This is a genomic window from Paenibacillus mucilaginosus 3016 (assembly GCF_000250655.1).
In the GTDB taxonomy this organism is placed as follows: domain Bacteria; phylum Bacillota; class Bacilli; order Paenibacillales; family NBRC-103111; genus Paenibacillus_G; species Paenibacillus_G mucilaginosus.
In genome coordinates this window covers 5,519,643-5,539,796 of record NC_016935.1, presented here as the reverse complement: position 1 = coordinate 5,539,796, position 20,154 = coordinate 5,519,643, and the positions used below count along the sequence as shown (strand labels likewise).

Below are 20,154 nucleotides of genomic sequence, written 5' to 3'. Positions count from 1 at the left end.
AAAGACCTCCGGGATGCTCTTCGGAGGTCTTTGACTGCTGGACTCACGGATTGCGGAAGCCCACCTGCAAGGGCGCGGTATGGATGCGTCTGGACTCATCCGCCCCCCACATCCAGAGGCTTCCATCTTTTTTGACGACAATATCCACGGAATCGCCTCCGTGTTCTCCGTGTACAATGACGGAGGATGCATCGGATAACCCCTCGATCGGAGAAAGCTCATGATACACCTTGGGCTGCAGCTCACCAAGCGCGCTGGGGTTGTGACTGAAGTAGCCCCATGCCCATACGGTGCCGTCCTTCTTGATGAATAGCGCATGCTCGCCGCCGGCAGCGAAGTCGGCCACGTCATCCAAGCCGCTCACTTGGAAGGGCTCGGCAGCCGGAGCCATCACATCATGATCAGGCTTGGCCAACACGCCGTCTCCCCACAGCCATACGCGCCCATCCCGTATTAATGCCGAATCTTTACTCAGCTTGACGATTCCGTTCATTCCTTTGACCGGTTCCGGAGAAGCCGTACGAAGCGTCGTGTACATCGAGGATTTGGACTCGCGATAAGTATACGGAATTTGCGACACGGTTCCATCCTCTTTCAGAAATGTAATGGCGGTCGAACCGAACGACAGGTCCTTGATCTTCTTCAGGGCCGGTAGATGTACAGGCATAATCCCCATGTGTTCCACGGTCTGACCGCGATCGACATGGAATCCGATCTCGAATACCCACACGTCCCCCTTCTTATCCATCGCCAATCCCAAGGTTCCGCCCAGCACCACCTTGACGATGCCTTCAAGCTTCGGCAGACGCTCTCCAATTTGGACGGATACGTGATCGTTGACACTGGCCGGCGTGATCCTGTTGATCGTCCATACGCTCCCGTCCTCCCGCAGGGCAACGGCAACTCCGCCGTTGGATGCTACACTGGACACCCGATCCAGGCCCTTGCCTCGAATGAGAACGGTTGGATGGAATCCGTCCTTGACCGAGATCGTGTTGAGAGCTTTGGCCCAAACCTGTCCCTGATCGTCGAGTGCCATGGGAAAGGCCGGGTCTACAACCTGCTCGATCTTCGGGAGGGGCTTAGCGGAGCTGACGCCAGCTTGACTCGCGGCAGAAGCCGCGGTTGGCAGCGTAAGCAGGGCAGAAGCACAAAGGATGATGGCCCAGCGGCTCCCCCCTTTTGACAATCGGTTCATGAGTTTCCCTCCATAACGGATAATATTACAATAAATTCCATATCTTCATCCTCCAAACGCAAAGTACGTGCAAAAGGTTTCAAAATACGATAAAAAAATCCCTTCCTGGTGGAAAGGGAGTTCTGCTTGCCATCGGGTTGTGGAGCTTACCCCCATGTTCGGCCAAGACGGGAGAACACATAGTACCAGCTTGCGTTGACGGCGCCGGCCATAGAAAGGAATGCTCCTTGCCGGCTGAGCAGGGTTCTGTGTGGATCTCCGATCGTCAGGAAGCAATGGATTGCGGCCATGACGAGGAAGCCCGTGAGTCCATGAAGCGCCAGTGTCCGAGCGAAAGAATCATGCCGCCGGGCGGCCAGGCTCTGAATTGCGGCGGAGCCGGGGACCCCGATGAAGAGCACGCCCAGAGAAAAAAAGAAAGCGAGGGGCCAAACGGAGGAGAAAGGCTGCTGCTCGGGACCCATGGCAGCGGCTGCCGCGACCACGACGGTGACGGAGCTTGCCAGAGCAGAGAGAAGTGCAGCAGTGAAAGTGAGGAGGGCGCGAAGGATGACACGCATGGACAATCACCTGCCTTTCGGTAAGGCTGACGCTTCAGCAGATTCGTACCGTGTCAACGGGACGTGGATTAGAGGTCGAATCCCCCGTCTACCGCAATCTTACTCCCCGGCCGTGCCGGATTTGATCACGAGGGTCAGATACCTTGGCAGATCGTAGGCGTAGAAAGGGGACTCGAACGGCCCGAGATTCCGGCAGCGGATCCCAAGGGAGTCCAGAATCCGGTGCTGGTGAGCCTGCTCCTCCTCCCCTTTGTTGGTGATGATCAGAACGCCGGGCGACTCCAGCCGGTTGTAGGCGTGCTCGAACAACCGGGCAGGATGGAAGCTCTCGAGCGGAAGCCCCCAATGCAGCAGCGGATCCTCCGTGACGAACGGGAGGAAGAAGGTGCACACATTGAACGGTTCACGGTACTCGAGGAAATCCATGGGCAGATATGAGGCGCAGGGAGAAGCCAGCTCCCGCAGATAAGCCTGGGCATAGTCATAGGCGGTGGAGCCTGTTTGGTACCGGCGGTAAGCGTCGAATTCCACCCCATGCAGCCGATCCAGGGGAGCAAGGGTCCGGTAGTAATGAAATAGGGCGGGCAGATAGTAAAAGGTCCGGCTTCCGACATCCACCGCACGAATCCGCTCCAATCCGAGAGGCGCGAGGTGGGGGCGGCAGGTTTGGAGCAGCTCGAGAAAGTACAGATTCAGGCGGTAGTCGAGCAGACCGAGCTGCTTATGCCAACCGGCGAAATCGTACCGCTCCCTGTACTCCAGCTCCCTGCGCCGGACCGAAGGATCGGGGAAGAGGTCTTCCTTGGAGGCGGCCTTGAGGCGGACGGGGCCCAGGCTGAAGCTGAGCCTGCTGCGCACCGTGAAGCGGGCTTTATTGAGCAGACTGCGCAGCCGTTTGTCGAGCGTTCCCATCGGCGTTCCCCCTCTGTGAACCTGGATGATGTCCCCGAATGATGTGCCGGAATGATGAAATAGACTTCAGCCTAGATAGTGTTGGATGCTGCAGGAAATTTATGCAAAAATAGAGTACGATAAAGATCGCAGGAAAAACTACCCGTGAAAGGCAGGGGATGAAACGTATGGATCAAACCGTCCCGTCCGTGGTCACTTTTTTCATGTTCTCTGGCCAAGCTGAAGAGGCAATGCGCTTCTACACATCGCTGTTCGAAGGATCCTCCATCGGGCAGGTTCACTATCAGGAGAACGGACAGGTTCTGCATGCCGTCTTCACCGTCAAGGGACAAACCTTCAACTGTATTGACAACAGTACGACAGCTGAGCATGCCTTCACTCCGGCGATGTCCCTCTTCGTTACCTGCAGCTCCAGCGAGGAGATCGAGCATGCTTACGAAGAGCTCTCCCGGGACGGCCAGGTGCTGATGCCGCTCGGCGCTCTGCCGCCGTTCAGTGAGAAGTTCGGCTGTGTGCAGGACCGCTTCGGCGTATCCTGGCAGCTGAGTCTGCCGAAGAGCGGCTAGCGGCGGTCCGTCGTTTCGGTGCGGCCTGCACATTCCACACCTCGCTTCGAGGTGTTTTTTTTATATCTGTTTTCTTCCCGGGAGCACCGTCCAGTTCAGCGCGGAATTTCACACGGTCATGGTTTGGAATCAGAATTTTTTTGGCGGGGCGGCCGCTGTTGTCCCTTACCGAATCTCTAGCACTCTCATAAGATACCTCTGAGTACAAGTAGATTCGACAGGAGCTGAGAGGATGAGCAAGCGAGCGGCGCGGCGTCCCGGAGGCGGACCGGCGATCGACGTCCTGATTCCCGCCATAGAGAAAGACCTGCATACCCTTCCGTATGTCATTGACAGCATCCGAGCGTTTGTCCGGCATCCCATCGGCCGGATCTATGTCGTGTCACCGGACAGCCGGCGGATCCGTGCCTTATGCGCGAAGAAAAACTGCACCTTCGTCCTGGAGACCCGGCTGCTGCCGCTGACCAAGAGCCGGATCCGGTACCGTTCCCGCACGTGGGACCGTTCGGGCTGGCTCTACCAGCAGCTGCTCAAGCTGAGCGGGGACCGGGTGTGCCGGCGCAGCTTCCTGGTCGTCGACGCGGACACGGTCTTCATCCGTCCGCACCGCTTCCGGATCGGAGGCCGGCCGGTGTTTTACTGCCGGAACTGGAGCCAGCCGGAATACTTCCGCACCTACCGGAAGCTGATGGGCCGCAGGAAGACGGCTCCGCGTTCCTTTGTTACGCACTACATGCTGTTCGAGCGCTCCAAGCTGAGAAGCCTCAAGAAGACGATGGAGAAGAGACACGGACGTCCCTGGTACAAGGCGATTCTGAAGAGCATCGACCGCAGGAAGCAGTTCGGCTTCTCCGAGTTCGAGACGTACGGCAACTACGTCTATGCCCACAGGTCCAAGAGCTGCATTCTGCGCAGTGCCCGCAACAAGGCGCTGTCTTCGCATCCATCGCGCCTGACCGGTACCCGTGTACGTCGTCTCTCCAAGGCGTACCGGACCGTATCTTTCCACCAGCGGAGCGTCTACAAGCGGGGCGTGAAGGCGCGCAGGAGGTAGCGGACCTCTGGAAGAGGCATTCTCTTCTCCAGGGGGCTGCGTCAGCCGTGATGGAATGTCTGGAACAGGGGGACGCGGACAAAGAACAAGAAGCAGACCGGCCGGTGGGCCGCCTGCTTCTTGCTGTGTCCGCCAGTCTTCGGCCGGGAATAAAGACACTGCCGGCCCGGGGGATGAAGCTGCTACAATGACTTGTCGTCCACACCGTCCAGCCAGACTTGGATCTGCCCGATCACGGAAGAGACGACCTGCGGGTCGAAGGGCGATCCAAGTCCCGCATCCGTCACGAGCTCCGTGAAGGGGAGGCTGCCGCCGAGCTTGCACAGCCGGTTGTAGCTTTCCCAGGCTTCCGCCGGGCGCTCGGTATGCAGCTGCCAAAACTGGAAGGCGCAGAGCTGGGCCAGCGTGTAATCAATGTAGTAGAAGGGCGTATGAAAAATATGGCCCTGCTTCTGCCAGAAGCCTCCGCGCTCGAGGTACTCGTTGTCGTCGTAGTCACGGTGGGGCAGATAGCGGCGTTCGATCTCCCTCCAGGCCGCTTTGCGCTGATCCGCCGAGGCTTCCGGATGGGCGTAGATCCAATGCTGGTACTCGTCGACCGCGCAGCCGTACGGAATGAAGGTGAGGGAGCTGACGAGGTTGGAGAACCGGTATTTGTCCGCATCCTCGCGGAAGAAGAGCTCCATCCAAGGGTAGGTGATAAATTCCATGCTCATCGAATGGATCTCGGCCGCATCCATCGTCGGCCAGTGGTATTCCGGCACTTCCAGCCTGCCGCTGCAGTAGACCTGGTAAGCATGGCCGGCTTCGTGGGTCAGCACCTGGATGTCTCCGGCCGTGCCGTTGCAGTTCGCGTAGATGAAAGGCGACCTGAAGTCCGGCAGGTACGTACAATAGCCGCCGGCCGCTTTGCCGGGACGGCTGTACAGGTCCAGCAGCCCGCGCTCCGCCATGAACGAGAAGAAGGCTCCCGTCTCGGGCGACAGCTCCCCGTACATCTGCTCCGCCTGCTTCACCAGCCAAGCCGGCTCTCCCTTCGGTTTGGCATTCCCGGAAGGGAAGAGGAAGCCCTCGTCATAGTAATACAGCCGGTCCACGCCGATTCTCGACCTCTGGCGTTCCTTCAGACGGCTGGCCAGCGGAACGATCGCATTCAGCACGCCTTCCCGGAAGCGGGCGACCATGGTCTCGTCATAATCGGTACGGCCGAGGCGGGCGTAGGCCAGGGGCGTGAAGCTGGGGAACCCGAGCTTCCGGGCCAGTCCGGTTCTTACCTGTACCAGCTTATCGTACAGTTCGTCGAACCGCTCCTCATTCGCGCTGAAGAACGTGTACCCCGCGGCACTGGCTCTGCGCCTGATTTCGCGGTCCGGAGACTGGAGGTACGGACCGAGCTCGGGCAGCGTCAGCTCGCGGCCGTCGAAGGAGACGATCGCGGAGGCGACCAGCTGCGTATACTCGCTGACGAGTTTATTCTCCTGCTGGAGATCTTCGACCACCTCGGGGCTGAACGTCTTCAGCGAGGTCTCCGCCAGGGCGAACAGCTGTCTGCCGAAGCGGGATTCCAGCTCCCTGCGGAACGGGGAGGCGGCCAGCGCTTCATAGAAAGGATTGACCAGGCTTTGGAAGGCGGGGCGTGCCTCATCGATAAAATCCTGCTCCTGTTTGTAAAAGTCATCCTTCGTATCCATCGTATGCCGGATGTACGCCAGGTTGGCGGCCGTCTCAAACCCCGAGCGCAGGCCGTTGATCGCCTGGAGGGCGTGTGCCTGCTCCTCCGCGGAGCCCGCGCTGCGGAAGTCTTCCAAATGACGCCCGAATTCCTGTTCCATGGCTTGGAGGTCCGGTCTTTGGTATGCATACTCGGCAAATTGCAGCATGGGCATCATCCTATCGGTTAGAATGGCTTGCCCCAAAATTATACAACAATTGGAAAGGGGAGTGGTCAACGAATTTTGCTGTTTCCGATTCAAGAAAATTATGGTAGTATGTAAATAAATGCGAACTTTTGTTCTGATATTATGCGAAACCATTCGAAATCAAGGAGGGATGGAAGGATGCCGGTCCACTGTTCCGAAATGGACGAAGTCATCTCCTTTATCCATCAGCATATGGATGAACCGCTGCCCCTGGAGCGGCTTGCGAAGCAGGCGGCATACAGCCCCTATCACTTCACCCGGCTGTTCAAGGAGAAGACCGGGCTGCCGCCGCTGTATTATGTATCCTCGCTGAGGCTTCAGAAGGCGAAGGACCTGCTGCTGCGCACGAGCTGGAGCGTAAGGGATATCGGTCTTGAGATCGGCCAGCAGAGCCTCGGGACCTTCACGACCCGGTTCACCGAGCGTGTAGGAATGACGCCTACCGAGTTCCGGGGCTCCGTGCAGCAGACGAACCACCATCTGCAGGAGCTGCGTTCACTCCAGGATTGGCGTACACCAAGAACGGTAAGCGCTTCATTTGACCGGATCGAAGGGACGGTGGGGGCGGAGGTCCCGTTCGAAGGGGTGATCCTGGTCGGGCTGTTCGCCAAGCCGATTCCCGAAGGCATTCCGATGTACGGGACCGTGCTTTCCTCGCTCGGCAGCTTTTCTTTTACCGGAGTGAAGCCCGGCACGTACTATCTCATGGCCACCTCCGTCTCCTGGAGCATGCAGGCCATGGACGTGCTGCTGCCGCAGTCCACGCTGCGCACCCGGTCGAAGACCCCGATCACGGTCGAACCCTTCACGGTGGTCCCGCATCAGGAGGTCATGCTCCACCCGCCGCGTCTCGACGATCCGCCCATACTGATCTCTCTGCCGCTGCTGATGAACCGGTTTCTGCACGGGATGCTGCGGGACTCGGCGGGGAGAGGCAGATAGCTGACGTTCGTGTGGGGAATACGGGCATACTTCTATGATGATTACATACGGCAGCTTGCTGCGCGGCTGCGACTCGACGACCGGGGGGGCGTACGTTTTTCGACGGTATGGCTCCCGGTTCCCTGCTCTCCATAGGGCTGCCGGTACACACTGGCGGCTTTGTTGGGGAGCGGATCAAAAACATACAAAAAAGATGAAAAAATGGAGCGGGGCGATCGAACCAAAAATTAGCAAGAAACGCAAAGCAACCCCGATGTGATTTCCTCTTGTTTTCCCGCCGGTCTCCATTCCGAAGAGGGCTAAGGCCTGTCCTGAAGCGAAAAGGCAGTTTACCGGAAAAAAACGGATGAAGTGTATGACGAATCCGGCTATAGAACACCGAACGAATGTATAGCGCATACAATTGATCTCGGGTCAATTAATGTAAATATTCATGACATCTCTGGTGAATTCGACAAATTGATTTGATTTCCGCCAAATTCAACCCCTTTCTTAGGTTATTCTCCATATGCTAGAATTTTCTTGGAATAATATTCAAGACTCTTTCCATTCGTTTTCGTAAACAGGCTGGTTTTGTGAATTCAGTGTAGTGTTTGTGTTATATTAATTTCGTTGATTATGTAATGTTCGTGAAAGGAATGTGTTACAATACCCTCGTTTTTTTATGCGCATGTAAGCGTGAAATTTCAATCCAGCTGACTCCGGAGACACTGCAATCCCGCTTCGTTTTCCTTTCTCCCCGGGTTGAATTCCATTTCCTTCCACACGTAATGACGCTTCTGTCCATGGTACCGCTTCTGTTTGGATTGTATTTCATTCTATACATCGAGCTCCGAAATCAGATGAGACTATGCGGAGGGATCCCTAAATGATAGAAATCCTGCCGGAAGTAAACTCCCTTGTGGATTTACTGCGCTGCCGTGCTGAGCGGCAGAGTGATGCGACGGCTTTTTCCTTTCTAACCGAGGACGGAAAAGAGAACGTACTGACCTATGGCGATCTTGACCGGAGAGCGAGGACTCTCGCGGTATGGCTGGCCCGCAGGGATGCGGGGGGCAAGCGAGCCCTGCTCTTGTATCCGCCCGGATTGGATTATATTGCAGCTTTCTTCGGGTGTCTGTATGCCGGAACCGCTGCGGTGCCTGCGTACCCGCCCCGCCTGAATGCCAACCTGAGGAGAATGCAGTCCATTGTATCGGACTGCCGGGCCGATTTTGCTCTCACGGATGCCCCCACACTTGCGCAGCTTCAGCTCAAATTTCCCGATTCTCCATTACTTACCGAGCTTCAATGGGGAGTCACCGATTCGTGGTCGGAGGAAGATCCCGGGAGCTGGAGTGCGCCTGCTGTGGGAGCACAGGGCACCCGTCTTGCCTTTTTGCAGTACACGTCGGGTTCTACGTCTGCCCCCAAGGGGGTCATGCTGACCCATGATAATCTCCTGCACAACCTGGGGCTGATCCAGCGCTCCTTCGGTCTTACGCCGGAGAGCCGTAGCGTCATCTGGCTGCCTCCTTATCATGATATGGGGCTGATCGGGGGAATACTCCAGCCGCTGTATACCGGATTTCCGGTGACCTTGATGTCCCCGGCCCATTTTGTCCAGAGTCCGCTGAAGTGGCTCGAGACCATCTCCCGGACAGGAGCATCCGTAAGCGGGGGGCCTAACTTCGCATATGAGCTGTGTGTCCGCAGGATTGATCGGGAGGAGCTTCAAGCCTTGGATCTCAGCCGGTGGACCTGTGCATTCACAGGCTCCGAACCGATTCAGGCGGAGACCCTGAAGCGGTTTGCCGAGGTGTTCGAACCGTGCGGATTCCGTTACGAATCATTTTACCCCTGTTATGGTCTTGCGGAGAGTACGCTTTTTGTCACCGGAGCGCAGCGGGGGACTGGCCCCGTGGTGCGCAGCTTTGAAGGGAAGATGCTGGAGGAGAACCGGGTGGTGACGGCGGACGCGGACTCCGCGGACGGACGCAGCCTGGTCAGCTCCGGGTGCACCCTTGAGAGCGACCCGCAGGTGGTTATTGTGGATCCCTTAACCGGAGAGCGCTGCGGTGAGGACCGGGTGGGCGAAGTCTGGATCACCGGCAGAAGCGTCGCCCAAGGATATTGGAACCGGGAGGAACAAACGGCGGAGACCTTCGGCGGCCAGCTGGCCGGTGGGGGTGGAGGCCCATTCCTCCGCACCGGAGATCTTGGATTCCTGTCTTCCGGGGAGCTCTTTGTAACCGGAAGATGGAAGGACCTGATCATTATCCGGGGCAGGAATTACTACCCGCAAGATATCGAGTTCTGTGTATCGGAGAGTCATCCGGCGGTCCGCTCAGGGAATGGAGCGGCCTTCTCGGTCACGCTGGATGGAGAAGAACGGTTGGTGATCGTGCACGAGCTGGAGCGTGCCTACCGCAAGAGCGACCCCATGCCGGTATTCGAGTCGATCGTGGGAGCGGTAGCGGAGCGGTGCGGACTGCAGGTTCATGCCATTGCTTTAATCAGGCCGGCGTCCATCCATAAGACGTCGAGCGGTAAAATCCAGCGCAGTGCCTGCCGGCAGGCCTATCTGGAAGGTACGCTGGAGATCTTGGCCAAGTACAGAGAGGACGGGGAGTATGCGGGAGCGGAGGCTCCCGGTGAGAAGGAAGAGGCGGACGGTTCAAGGAAAGAGCGGCCCGGGTTACCGGATCGTGCCGAGCTGCTGAAACTGCCGGATGAGGAGAGAAGGAGGGAATTGGTACATTATTTGTGCACGGAAACGGCACGTATGGTCAAAGGTCCGTCGCGCTGCGGTCCGGAGAGTACACTTCAGACGCTTGGCTTCGATTCGCTGAAGATCGTCGAATGGAAGGCGCGGATCGAAGAGGTACTGGAGGTGGACATTCCGTTCGATACGCTGCTGGATGGACCGAGCCTGTCGGACACTGCGGCGGTGATTGACCGGCTGCTGCTGTCTTCGGAGTCTCAAGGAGAGAAGAAGAGGCTGCAGGCAGAACCGGCTTCACAGGCGGAGTTTCCTCTGTCTGCGGGCCAGCGGGCTCTCTGGTTCCTGCAGAAGCTGAACCCGGCAGGCCGGGCCTACATCATCTCCCGGACGCTTCACATCCGCAGCGGGCTGCGGCCGGAGCTCTTCGTCCGCGCTATTGATGCGCTGCACCAGCGTCATCCGCTGCTGCGCAGCCGGGTTGTCGAAAGGGACGGCGAACCGGTGCTGATCCCGGACAAGGCGGTCAGGGACTGCATCACCTATACGGATACGGCGGGCTGGCCTGAGGTGCAGCTTCTCGAACGCATCCGGGAGGCTTCCGAGCTTCCCGTTGACTTGGAGCAGGGCCCCCTGTTCCGCGTACACCTGTACGGCTGCGGTGAAGGCGAAGCGTACCTTCTGATCACTCTTCATCACATCATAGGAGATTTTTGGTCCTTTGCCGTGTTTGCCAAGGAGTTCGGGGAAGTGTATTCAGCGCTGACCGAAGACAGGAACTGGACGCCGGCCGAGCCTGGAAGCTACCGGACCTATGTAGAGCGGCAGAGTGAAGCGCCGGCAGGGGAGGCGGAGAGCGGCTTGGCGTTCTGGCAGAGCCGTCTGCAGGGTGCGGAACCCGTGCAGCTGCAGCATGCGCTGCCTGCACCCGCACCGGATGAACCGCGAGGACGCAAGGTCGGGTTCACCCTCTCGTCCGCCCTCTCCAGACGGCTGGCAGCCTTGGCCAGAGAAAGCGGATGCTCCCAGTACAGCACCCTCCTCAGCGCATTCACCTGCCTGCTTCACCGTTACACGGGACAAAGCGACTTGACGGTAGGGACGCCGACTTCGGGCCGGTTGAACCGCCATGATGCAGGGACCTTCGGGTATTTCGTCAACCCGTTGGTCATCCGTACGGCGTCGGTTCCCCGGGAAACGGTCCGTGAAATGATCGGACGGGTGCACCAAGGGGTGACGGAGGCGCTGAAGCATCAGACATATCCGTTCCCGCTGCTTGTGGAACGGCTCCAGCCTCACCGGGGCGGCCGGCAGCCTCTGTTCAACGTGATGTTCTCTATGCATGTCCCTGTGCTGGAGCAGGACGACGGTCTCGTGGCTGCGGCACTTGGGCTCCCGGGGGCTGCGGTCAGCCTGGGACCTCTCACGGCGGAACTCAGCGAACCGGCCGTTCAGGAAGCGCAGTTCGATCTGACCCTGACGATGGGCCGGGTGGGAGAAGTGCTGCACGGCACGCTGGAATACGATCCGGCCCGCTTTACTGAAGAGGGCATGCGGCGGCTGGCTGCCCACCTGACCGTGCTTCTGGAAGGCATGGCACAGAATCCGGACGAACGTGCTGCAAGACTTCCGCTGCTAACGCGTGAAGAGGAGGCTCGGCAGGCCCGGGAATGGAATTCCACGAATATCCCGTACCCAGGAACGGGACTCCAGGAGCGGTTTGAATCATGGGCCGAACAGGCACCGGAACGGACCGCCGTCGTTTATCAAGAGCAAACCGTAACGTACGGCGAACTGAACCGGATGGCCAACCGGCTGGCCCACCGGCTGCAGTCGCTGGGCGTCGGACCCGATACGCTGGTCGGCGTGTGTCTCGACCGCAGTCCCGAGCTGGCTGCAGGCCTGCTGGCCGTGCTGAAGTCCGGCGGAGCTTATGTACCGCTTGACCCGTCGCTTCCGGCGCAGCGGCTTGCTTACATGACGGAGCGGGCGGGATTGAAGGCGCTGGTCACGAAGCGGGCATGGGCCGAAGGCTTCACCGAACGGGCCGGGCTCACCGTCATCTGCATGGACGAGGAGAAGCCGGTCACCGGTCTCTACCCCGAAACAAATCCGCAGAATGATGCGGGAGCGGAGCATCTGATGTACGTCATCTATACGTCGGGCTCGACGGGGACCCCCAAGGGGGCAAGCGTATACCGCCGGGGATTTGAGAATCTCATGCAGTGGTACACCGGGGAGTTCGGCATGAGTGAAGAGGACCGGATTCTGCTGATCTCTTCACCGAGCTTTGATCTTACCCAGAAAAATATATTCGCTCCGCTGGTGACCGGCGGACAGCTGGTGCTTCTGCCAAGCGGCCCGTACGATGCGCGGGAAGTATCCGGGCTGATCTGCCGGCACGGGATCACCCTGCTGAACGGGACACCCAGCGCCTTCTACCCGCTGCTGCAGGAGACGGAGGCGCAGGGGTATGCGGGGTTAAGCACGCTCCGGCACGTATTCCTGGGCGGGGAAGCGATCGCCGCCGACAAGCTGGCGGCCTGGACGCAGTCCCCCTCCTGCCGGGCCCAGGTGGTCAATACCTACGGACCCACGGAATGCACGGATGTGACGGTGTTCAGCCGTCTGACGGATATGAAGCCGCTTGCCGGCAAGCCGGTTCCGATCGGACGTCCGGTGCCGAATACACGACTCTATATTTTGAACAGCGAGCTGGGTATGGTGCCTGCGGGAGCGCCGGGTGAGCTGTGTATTGCCGGTGTGCAGGTGGGCGGGGGTTACCTGGGCGATCCGGGATTAACGGCGGAACAATTCACAGCCAATCCGTACGGGGATGAGGCGGCACCGGTGCTGTACCGGACCGGTGACCTCGCGAGGTATCTGCCGGACGGCACGGTCGAATACCTGGGCCGGATGGATCATCAGGTGAAGATCCGGGGATACCGGATTGAACCGGGGGAGATCGAAGCGGCTCTGCGGGAGTGCGGCGGAGTAAGTGACGCCTTCGTCATGGCAAGGGAGGACCGTCCCGGCGAACATCAGCTTGCAGCCTATATTGTGGGTGGCGGCGTACCGGGCAAGGGGCAGGATGCCGCGGACTTCGTGCAGCAGTGGCGCATGGATCTGCGGCGGAAGCTGCCGGACTATATGGTTCCTTCGGCTTTCGTCCTGCTCGACCGGCTTCCGCTGTCGCCGAACGGCAAGGTGGACCGCAAGGCACTGCCGGTACCGGAGGGCGGCGGTATACGGGAACAGCCGTATACGCCCCCGCGCACCCGCACCGAATCGGCCTTGGCGGGGGTATGGGCAGAGGTGCTGGGGCTGGAGAAGGTCGGCATTCACGACAACTTTTTTGAGCTTGGCGGGCATTCGCTCCTGGCCACCCAGGTGATCTCCCGGATCAGGACCTCCCTGCAGGCGGATCTTCCCGTACACCGGCTGTTCGATACGCCGACGATTGCCGAACTGGCGGCGGCGCTGGAGGAAGAATCCACGCCGAAGCCGTCCAAGCCAAGGATGACCCGGCTCTCGCGCAGCGAGCACCGGGTACAATAGGGGCCCTTGAATTCATGTCATCCAAACATAATCGTAATCGTGTCATCCAGAAAGGAGTATCCAGATGAACTACGTGACGCAGAACACGACGGACGAAGCCGCGGACACTGCCTTTGAGGGGGCTGTGTATGCCTTCGGCGCCTCCTTTGCCCAGCAGCGTCTGTGGCTCATCGACCAGCTGCTCCAGGACCCCTCCGTCTATCATATCCCGGCTGCACTTCGGCTTCGGGGGGAGATGAAGCAGGAAGCGCTGGAGCGTGCCTTCCGGAGGATCATCGACCGGCATGAAACCATGCGGACCACGTTGCGGGAGAAGGATGGGACCATCGAGCAGGTGATCCGCGAGAGGCTGATCTGGAGTCTTCCAGTGGAGGATCTCACCGGAATTCCCGGGGAGATCCGCTGGAACCGGGCGCTCCGATTGGCGCAAGAAGAAGCGCAGGCGGCCTTCGATCTGAGCTCCGGCCCCCTGTTCCGCATCCGGCTGCTCCGCCTCGATGAGGAGGAGCACCTGCTGCTGGTAACGCTGCATCATATCATCTCCGACGGCTGGTCCACCGGTGTGCTTATCCGGGAGTTGTCTGAGCTCTATGGGGCCTTCGTACGGGGGGAGCCGGACGAACTGCCCGAGCTGCCGGTCCAGTATGCGGATTACGCGCACTACCAGAAGGACTGGCTGCAGGGCGGCACGCTGGAAGAGCAGCTCGCCTACTGGAAAGAGAAGCTGGCCGGCGAGCTGCCGCTGCTGCAGCTGTACACTGCTGCGCCGAGGCCGTCCAAGCCCGGAAACGGGGGAGCGGCGTTTTCCTTCACGGTAAGTGAAGAGGTGGGACGGAAGCTGAAGGAGCTGGGCCGGCAGGAAGGGACAACGGGTTTTATGACCCTTCTCGCCGCTTACAAGGCGTGGCTCTACCGGTATTCGGGCCAGGAGGATCTTCTGGTCGGCACGCCGGCGGCCGGGCGGGATTCGGAGGAAATCGAAGGGCTGATCGGTTTCTTCGTCAACAATCTAGTGATCCGCAGCCAAGTAGACGGGAAGGTGTCCTTCCGCCGCCTTCTACGGCAGGTGAAGGCGGCGGCCGTGGAGGCGTACAGTCATGGGGACGTGCCATTTGACAAAGTGGTGGAAGTCGTGCAGCCGGGCCGTGATCTCGGGGTTACCCCGGTCTTCCAGACCATGTTCGTGCTGCAGCCCCAGCCTGCGTCCGTTGAGCTGGAAGGAATGCAAACAGAGCTGGTTCCTCTTGAGCGGACAACGGCGAAATTCGATCTGCTGCTGGAGCTGACCGAGACGGAGCAGGGCTTCAACGGTTTATTCGAATACAGCACGGACTTGTTCACGGAAGAGGCGGTAGGAAGGATGGCCGCACATTTCCTCCAGCTGCTCGAAGGAGCGGCGGCGACTCCGGACGAGCGCATTGGCCGGCTGCCGATGCTGACCGAGCCGGAGATCCGTCAGCAGGCGGAGGAGTGGAACCGGACGGAGGCCGAACTTGCAGAGCTGGGCGTTCATGAACAGTTCGAGGCATGGGCAGCCCGCTCGCCGGAACGGACGGCGCTCGTCTATAACGGGCAGACCGTCTCCTATGGGGAGCTGAACCGCATGGCGAACCGGCTCGCCCACCGGCTGCAGGCACTCGGCGTCGGGCCGGACACCCTGGTCGGCGTGTGCCTGGACCGAAGCCCCGAGCTGGCTGCCGGGCTGCTCGCTGTGCTGAAGGCCGGCGGAGCCTACGTGCCGCTCGACCCGGCGCTGCCGGAGGAGCGGCTCGCGTACATGACCGGAAGAGCGGGACTGAAGGCGCTCGTGACGAAGTCGGCCCTGGCCGGCGGGCTGCCGAAGCAGCCGGAGCTCCCGGTGATCTGCTTGGATGAGCAGGCGGGGATTGAGCTCTATCCGGATGAGAATCCGAAGAACGCTGCCGGGCCGGACCATCTGATGTATGTGATCTTCACCTCGGGCTCGACCGGGATGCCGAAGGGAGCGGGTGTGTACCGCAAAGGGTTCGCGAATCTGATGCAGTGGTACACCCGCGAGTTCGGCATGACGGAAGCGGACCGGGTGCTGCTGATCACGTCGCCGAGCTTCGATCTCACGCAGAAGAACATCTACGCTCCGCTGATGACCGGCGGTCAGCTCGTGCTGCTGCCGCCCGGGCCGTATGATGCGCGGGAGGTGACCGGGCTCGTGAAGGAGCACGGCATCACGCTGCTGAATGGAACGCCAAGCGCGTTCTATCCGCTGCTCGAGGAGACGGCTCCGGATGGGTATGAGGCGCTGGCTTCGTTAAGGCATGTGTTCCTCGGCGGGGAGCCGATCGCGGCCGATAAGCTGGCGGACTGGACCGGGTCGCCGGCATGCCGGGCGGAGGATGTGAACACGTACGGGCCGACGGAGTGCACGGACGTGACGGTCTTCTGCCGGCTGACGGATAGGAAGGCGCTGGCCGGCAGGCCGGTGCCGATCGGGCGCCCGGTGCCGAACACGCGCCTGTACATCCTGAACGGCGAGCTCGGCATGGTGCCGGCGGGAACGCCGGGGGAGCTGTGCATCGCCGGGGTGCAGGTGGGCGGCGGCTATATCGGCGACGCCGGGATGACGGCGGAGAAATTCGTCGCGAATCCGTACGGGGACGAGGGGACGCCGGTACTGTACCGGACCGGTGACCTGGCGAGGTACCTGCCGGACGGGACGGTCGAGTACCTCGGCCGGATCGACCACCAGGTGAAGATCCGGGGGTATCGAATCGAGCCGGGTGAGATTGAAGCGGCGCTGCGGGAGTGCGAAGGGGTTGGCGACGCATTCGTGATGGCCCGCGAGGACCGGCCGGGCGACCGGCAGCTCGCCGCCTACGTCGTGCCTGCCGGAGAGGTTGTGGCTGGAGCAGAGCTGGCGGCATTGTGGCGGGAAGCGCTGGGACGCAGGCTTCCGCAGTACATGGTACCTCAGGCGTTCGTAGTGCTTGAGCGGCTGCCCTTGTCCCCTAACGGCAAGGTGGACCGCAAGGCGCTGCCGGCACCGGAGGTCCGCGGCCTGCAGGGACGTTCTTATACTGCTCCACGGAGCAGGACGGAAGAGGTCTTGGTGCGGATCTGGGAAGAAGTGCTCCAAGTGCAGAGGGTCGGCATTTATGATTCTTTCTTTGATCTTGGCGGCCATTCGCTTCTCGCAACCCAAGTCCTCTCGCGGATCAGGAGTGAAATGAAGATCGGGCTTCCGCTGCGCAGCCTGTTCGAGCACCCGACGGCAGCCGGTCTGGCGGCTGTCCTGGATTCGGTCCTCACGGATGGATCGCACTACGAAGCTTCCGGTTCAGCGGCAACCCTGGGGGATGAGATTCCGCGGATGCCAAGAACGGCTGCCCTTCCGCTGTCATTTGCCCAGCAGCGTCTCTGGTTCCTGGACCGGCTGCAGCCGGGGAGCGCAGCGTATCACATCTACTCCGCCGTACGGATGAGCGGACCGCTGGATGCGCAAGTGCTGGCGGGCTGCCTGCAGCGTCTGGTGCAGCGGCATGAAGCCCTGCGCACCGTGATCCGGGAGGAGGACGGAAGGCCGGTCCAGCATATTCTGGAGCAGGCCGAGCCAGTGCTCGCACTGATTGATCTGCAGGGGCTGGATGGAGCTGATCGGGAAAAGGAGGTCGAACGGCTCGCCCTGGAAGAAGCGAAGCGTCCGTTCGACCTGCACAGCGGTCCGCTGCTGCGTACCGTGCTGCTCCGGACCTCTCCGGCAGAGCATGTGCTGCTGCTCACCATGCATCATATGGTCTCCGATGGCTGGTCGGTTGGAGTGATCGTACGTGAGCTCGGCGAGCTGTACCGCTGCGCGGTGCAGGGCCTGCCGGCTGATCTGCCGGAGCTGACCGTCCAGTACCCGGATTATGCCGCTTGGCAGAACGGGAAGCTGGCCGGCAGAGCGATGGAGGAGCTGACCGCCTATTGGATGCGGCAGCTGGGCGGCGAGCTGCCGGTGCTGGAGCTGCCCGCGGATCATCCCCGTCCGCAGCGGATGTCCTTCCACGGCGGACGTACCGCCGTCAAGGTACCGGCCATCACCATGCAGAAGCTGCAGGAGCTTGGCCGGAGGGAAGGCGCCACGCTGTTCATGGTGCTCCTCTCGGCATTCAGCATTCTGCTCGGCAGGCTGTGCCGGCAGGAGGATGTCATCGTCGGCACGCCGGTCGCCGGCCGCTCCCTCACGGAAACGGAGCGGCTCATCGGCTGCTTCGTGGGGACGCTGGCCCTGCGCGTTGACCTGTCGGGCGGGCCGGCATTCACTGAGCTGCTGCGGCGTGTCCGTAAGGTGTGCCTGGATGCCTATGCCCATCAGGATATGCCGTTCGAGAAGCTGGTCGAGCTGCTTCAGCCCGAACGCAGTCTGAACCGGAACCCGATTTTTGATGTCATGATCAATCATGTGAACACACCGCTGGAAGAGGCGGACTTCCCCGGCCTGAAGGTGGAGGCGCTGGAGCTCGGCGAGCCCGAATCCAAGTTCGCCCTGACGCTCTACATTCACGAGAGGGCGGAGGGATTGGAGCTCGAATTCGTCTATCAGAAGGAGCTCTTCAGCGGGGCCCGCATGACGGAATTCGCAGGTCAGTATGCCGGGCTGCTGGAGCAGCTGGCGGCCGACAGCACGAGGGCGGCCGGGGCTTACTCGCTCGTTACTTCAGCTGGGGCGGCCCTGCTGCCCCAGCCGGCGGCGAAGCTCGAAGAGCCGTTCTACCCGTCTGTGCCGCAGATGTTCCACACGGCAGCCAGCCGTTACCCCGGCAGCGAGGCTGTGGTCCACCGGGGCGGGATGCTTACGTACCGGGAGCTGAACGAAGCGGTGAACGCTCTGGCCGATCGGCTGATGGCGGGGGGGCTGGCCCGCGGAGAAGCGGTCGCACTGGCCGGGCCGAGGTCGCCCGGACTGATCGCCGGGGCGCTTGCCGTTCTGGCCGCCGGCGGCGTGCTCATGCCGGTCGACCGCAGCCTGCCCCGGGAGCGCCAGGAAGCCATGCTTGCCGTCTCGGGGGCTAAGCGGCTGCTCTATGTCGGTCCCCGCAGACAGGCGGATGAAGCGATGCTTACCGGGGGGGCATGGGGAGACCTTGTGCTTGCCGACGAGCGCACCGGCTCATTGCTCCCCGCAGCAGAGGCGGAGAGTGCCGGCACCCGGGAGTACCCGCAGGGACACCGCGCAAACGGGTCACCGGAACCTGACGACCCGGCTTATATTTTCTTTACGTCGGGAACGACGGGCGTTCCCAAAGGGGTGCTCGGGCGTCATCGGGGCTTGTCCCACTTCCTCGTGTGGCAGCGGGAGCGGTTCGGGATCGGACCGGGTGACCGGGGGGCACAGCTCACCGGCTGGTCCTTTGACGTCGTGCTTCGCGATGTCTTCCTCCCGCTTACCAGCGGGGCGGCCGTCTGCCTGCCGGAAGACGAAGCGGATCTGTCCGCCTCCCGCATCCTGCCGTGGATGGACAAGGAGCGCATCACCTTCCTGCATTCGGTTCCTGCACTGGCGCAATCCTGGCTCGGGTCGATGCCGAAGGTTCCGGGGCAGCTGCCAGTTCGCGGCCAAACCGTGTCGGCAGGCGAATCCCATGGCATCCGTCTGGCCGAACTGCGCTATGTCTTCTTCGCCGGCGAGCCGCTGACCGGGGCACTCGTCCAAGCATGGCGGTCCGCCTTCCACGAAGGGACGCAGATTGTCAACCTGTACGGACCGACGGAGACGACGCTCGCGAAGTGCTGTCATGTCGTACCGTCTGCGGAAGAGCTGCCTTCGGTCCAGCCGGTCGGCAGCCCACTCCCGCAGACGCAGGCGCTCGTGGTGAACGCAGCCGGCGGGCTCTGCGGGATCGGCGAACCCGGCGAGATCGTCATCCGGACGCCGTTCCGCTCGCTCGGCTATTTGGGAGAGACGGAAGGGGCAAGCCGGTTTGCGGTGAATCCATGGACCGGCAGCCCGGACGATATCGTGTACTATACGGGAGATCTCGGGGTCTACCGCCCCGACGGACTGCTGAGCATTGCAGGCCGGCTCGACGACCAGATCAAAATCCGGGGCATGCGGGTCGAGCTCGGCGAAATCCAGTCGGTTCTGATGAAGCATCCGCAGGTCAGGGAAGCGGCCGTACTCGCCGTACCGTCGCCAAGCGGGGAGAAGCGGCTGGCTGCCTACTACGTGCCTGCTCCGCAGGATGGCGCAGAGGGATTTCCGGACGCGCAGCAGCTGCGGGCCTACGCAAAGGAGAAGCTGCCGAGCTTTATGGTACCGGGCGCCTTCGTGAGGCTCGAGCGGATGCCGCTGACCCCGAACGGCAAGGTCGACCGCCGGAAGCTTCCCGATCCGTCCGCCGCCTTCACCGAACCGCTGTCCGTCACTTACACGGCACCGGAAACGGAGCTGGAGGCCGTCATCAGCTCGGTATGGAAGGAGCTGCTGGGCACCGGGCGGGTAGGCAGAGACGACAATTTTTTTGACCTGGGCGGCCATTCGCTTCTGCTCCTGCAGGTCAAGAGCCGGCTGACCGACACACTCGGCCGGGACATCCCGGTAGTGGATCTGTTCCAATATCCGACGGTGTCCGCACTTGCCAAGCACCTGAGTACCGGGGGAGAGGAGCCGGCGCTCCAGACGCAAACCCACCGCGAGCGCGCCGCCATGCGGCAGGATTCCCTGCGGCAGCGGCGGGAGCAGCGGATGAAGAACAAACCGAAACCAACCAAGTAGGAGAGTGTGCA

Annotated in this window: 9 protein-coding genes; 5 read left to right on the top strand and 4 right to left on the bottom strand. The window is 61.1% G+C overall.

What is annotated here, in order from left to right; genetic code table 11:
* Window positions 1–43: 43 nt before the first annotated feature.
* The 3 genes from PM3016_RS22545 to PM3016_RS22535 all read right to left on the bottom strand — a co-directional run bounded on the left by PM3016_RS22545 (window position 44) and on the right by PM3016_RS22535 (window position 2,670).
* Window positions 44–1,198 (bottom strand): RCC1 domain-containing protein, encoded by a 1,155-nt coding sequence (locus PM3016_RS22545; protein WP_014371068.1) that lies wholly within the window; start codon window positions 1,196–1,198, stop codon window positions 44–46.
* A 146-nt stretch (window positions 1,199–1,344) separates the two neighbouring features.
* Window positions 1,345–1,758 carry a hypothetical protein gene (locus tag PM3016_RS22540; protein WP_014371067.1) on the bottom strand — a complete coding sequence of 138 codons (414 nt, stop codon included), beginning with the start codon at window positions 1,756–1,758 and terminating at the stop codon, window positions 1,345–1,347.
* Window positions 1,759–1,857: 99 nt separating this feature from the next.
* Complete coding sequence (locus PM3016_RS22535; RefSeq protein ID WP_014371066.1) at window positions 1,858–2,670, bottom strand: hypothetical protein; 813 nt, start codon at window positions 2,668–2,670, stop codon at window positions 1,858–1,860.
* Window positions 2,671–2,837: 167 nt separating this feature from the next.
* Here PM3016_RS22535 and PM3016_RS22530 point away from each other — a divergent pair, with 167 nt between their 5' ends.
* Together PM3016_RS22530 and PM3016_RS22525 are read left to right on the top strand one after the other, a co-directional pair.
* A complete protein-coding gene (locus tag PM3016_RS22530) occupies window positions 2,838–3,236 on the top strand; it encodes a VOC family protein (protein WP_014371065.1) in 399 nt (132 codons plus the stop codon).
* Between the two features lie 232 nt (window positions 3,237–3,468).
* Complete coding sequence (locus tag PM3016_RS22525) at window positions 3,469–4,290, top strand: DUF6492 family protein (protein WP_014371064.1); 822 nt, start codon at window positions 3,469–3,471, stop codon at window positions 4,288–4,290.
* Between the two features lie 182 nt (window positions 4,291–4,472).
* Here PM3016_RS22525 and PM3016_RS22520 read toward each other — a convergent pair whose 3' ends face one another.
* Complete coding sequence (locus tag PM3016_RS22520) at window positions 4,473–6,170, bottom strand: M3 family oligoendopeptidase (RefSeq protein WP_014371063.1); 1,698 nt, start codon at window positions 6,168–6,170, stop codon at window positions 4,473–4,475.
* 177 nt (window positions 6,171–6,347) lie between these two features.
* Between PM3016_RS22520 and PM3016_RS22515 the strand changes: the two genes are divergently transcribed.
* The 3 genes from PM3016_RS22515 to PM3016_RS22505 all read left to right on the top strand — a co-directional run bounded on the left by PM3016_RS22515 (window position 6,348) and on the right by PM3016_RS22505 (window position 20,143).
* A complete protein-coding gene (locus tag PM3016_RS22515) occupies window positions 6,348–7,151 on the top strand; it encodes a helix-turn-helix domain-containing protein (protein WP_014371062.1) in 804 nt (267 codons plus the stop codon).
* An 868-nt stretch (window positions 7,152–8,019) separates the two neighbouring features.
* The gene (locus PM3016_RS22510) at window positions 8,020–13,410 is read left to right on the top strand and encodes a non-ribosomal peptide synthetase (protein ID WP_014371060.1); all 5,391 of its coding nucleotides are present in this window, start codon (window positions 8,020–8,022) and stop codon (window positions 13,408–13,410) included.
* A 64-nt stretch (window positions 13,411–13,474) separates the two neighbouring features.
* Window positions 13,475–20,143, top strand: a complete 6,669-nt coding sequence (locus PM3016_RS22505) for a non-ribosomal peptide synthetase (RefSeq protein ID WP_014371059.1) — start codon at window positions 13,475–13,477, stop codon at window positions 20,141–20,143.
* Window positions 20,144–20,154: the final 11 nt, after the last annotated feature.

Bases quoted from the DNA above. Each gene is read 5' to 3' on its own strand.
- PM3016_RS22545 (WP_014371068.1), bottom strand. From the start codon at position 1,198: ATGAACCGATTGTCAAAAGGGGGGAGCCGCTGGGCCATCATCCTTTGT.
- PM3016_RS22540 (WP_014371067.1), bottom strand. From the start codon at position 1,758: ATGCGTGTCATCCTTCGCGCCCTCCTCACTTTCACTGCTGCACTTCTC.
- PM3016_RS22535 (WP_014371066.1), bottom strand. From the start codon at position 2,670: ATGGGAACGCTCGACAAACGGCTGCGCAGTCTGCTCAATAAAGCCCGC.
- PM3016_RS22530 (WP_014371065.1), top strand. From the start codon at position 2,838: ATGGATCAAACCGTCCCGTCCGTGGTCACTTTTTTCATGTTCTCTGGC.
- PM3016_RS22525 (WP_014371064.1), top strand. From the start codon at position 3,469: ATGAGCAAGCGAGCGGCGCGGCGTCCCGGAGGCGGACCGGCGATCGAC.
- PM3016_RS22520 (WP_014371063.1), bottom strand. From the start codon at position 6,170: ATGCTGCAATTTGCCGAGTATGCATACCAAAGACCGGACCTCCAAGCC.
- PM3016_RS22515 (WP_014371062.1), top strand. From the start codon at position 6,348: ATGCCGGTCCACTGTTCCGAAATGGACGAAGTCATCTCCTTTATCCAT.
- PM3016_RS22510 (WP_014371060.1), top strand. From the start codon at position 8,020: ATGATAGAAATCCTGCCGGAAGTAAACTCCCTTGTGGATTTACTGCGC.
- PM3016_RS22505 (WP_014371059.1), top strand. From the start codon at position 13,475: ATGAACTACGTGACGCAGAACACGACGGACGAAGCCGCGGACACTGCC.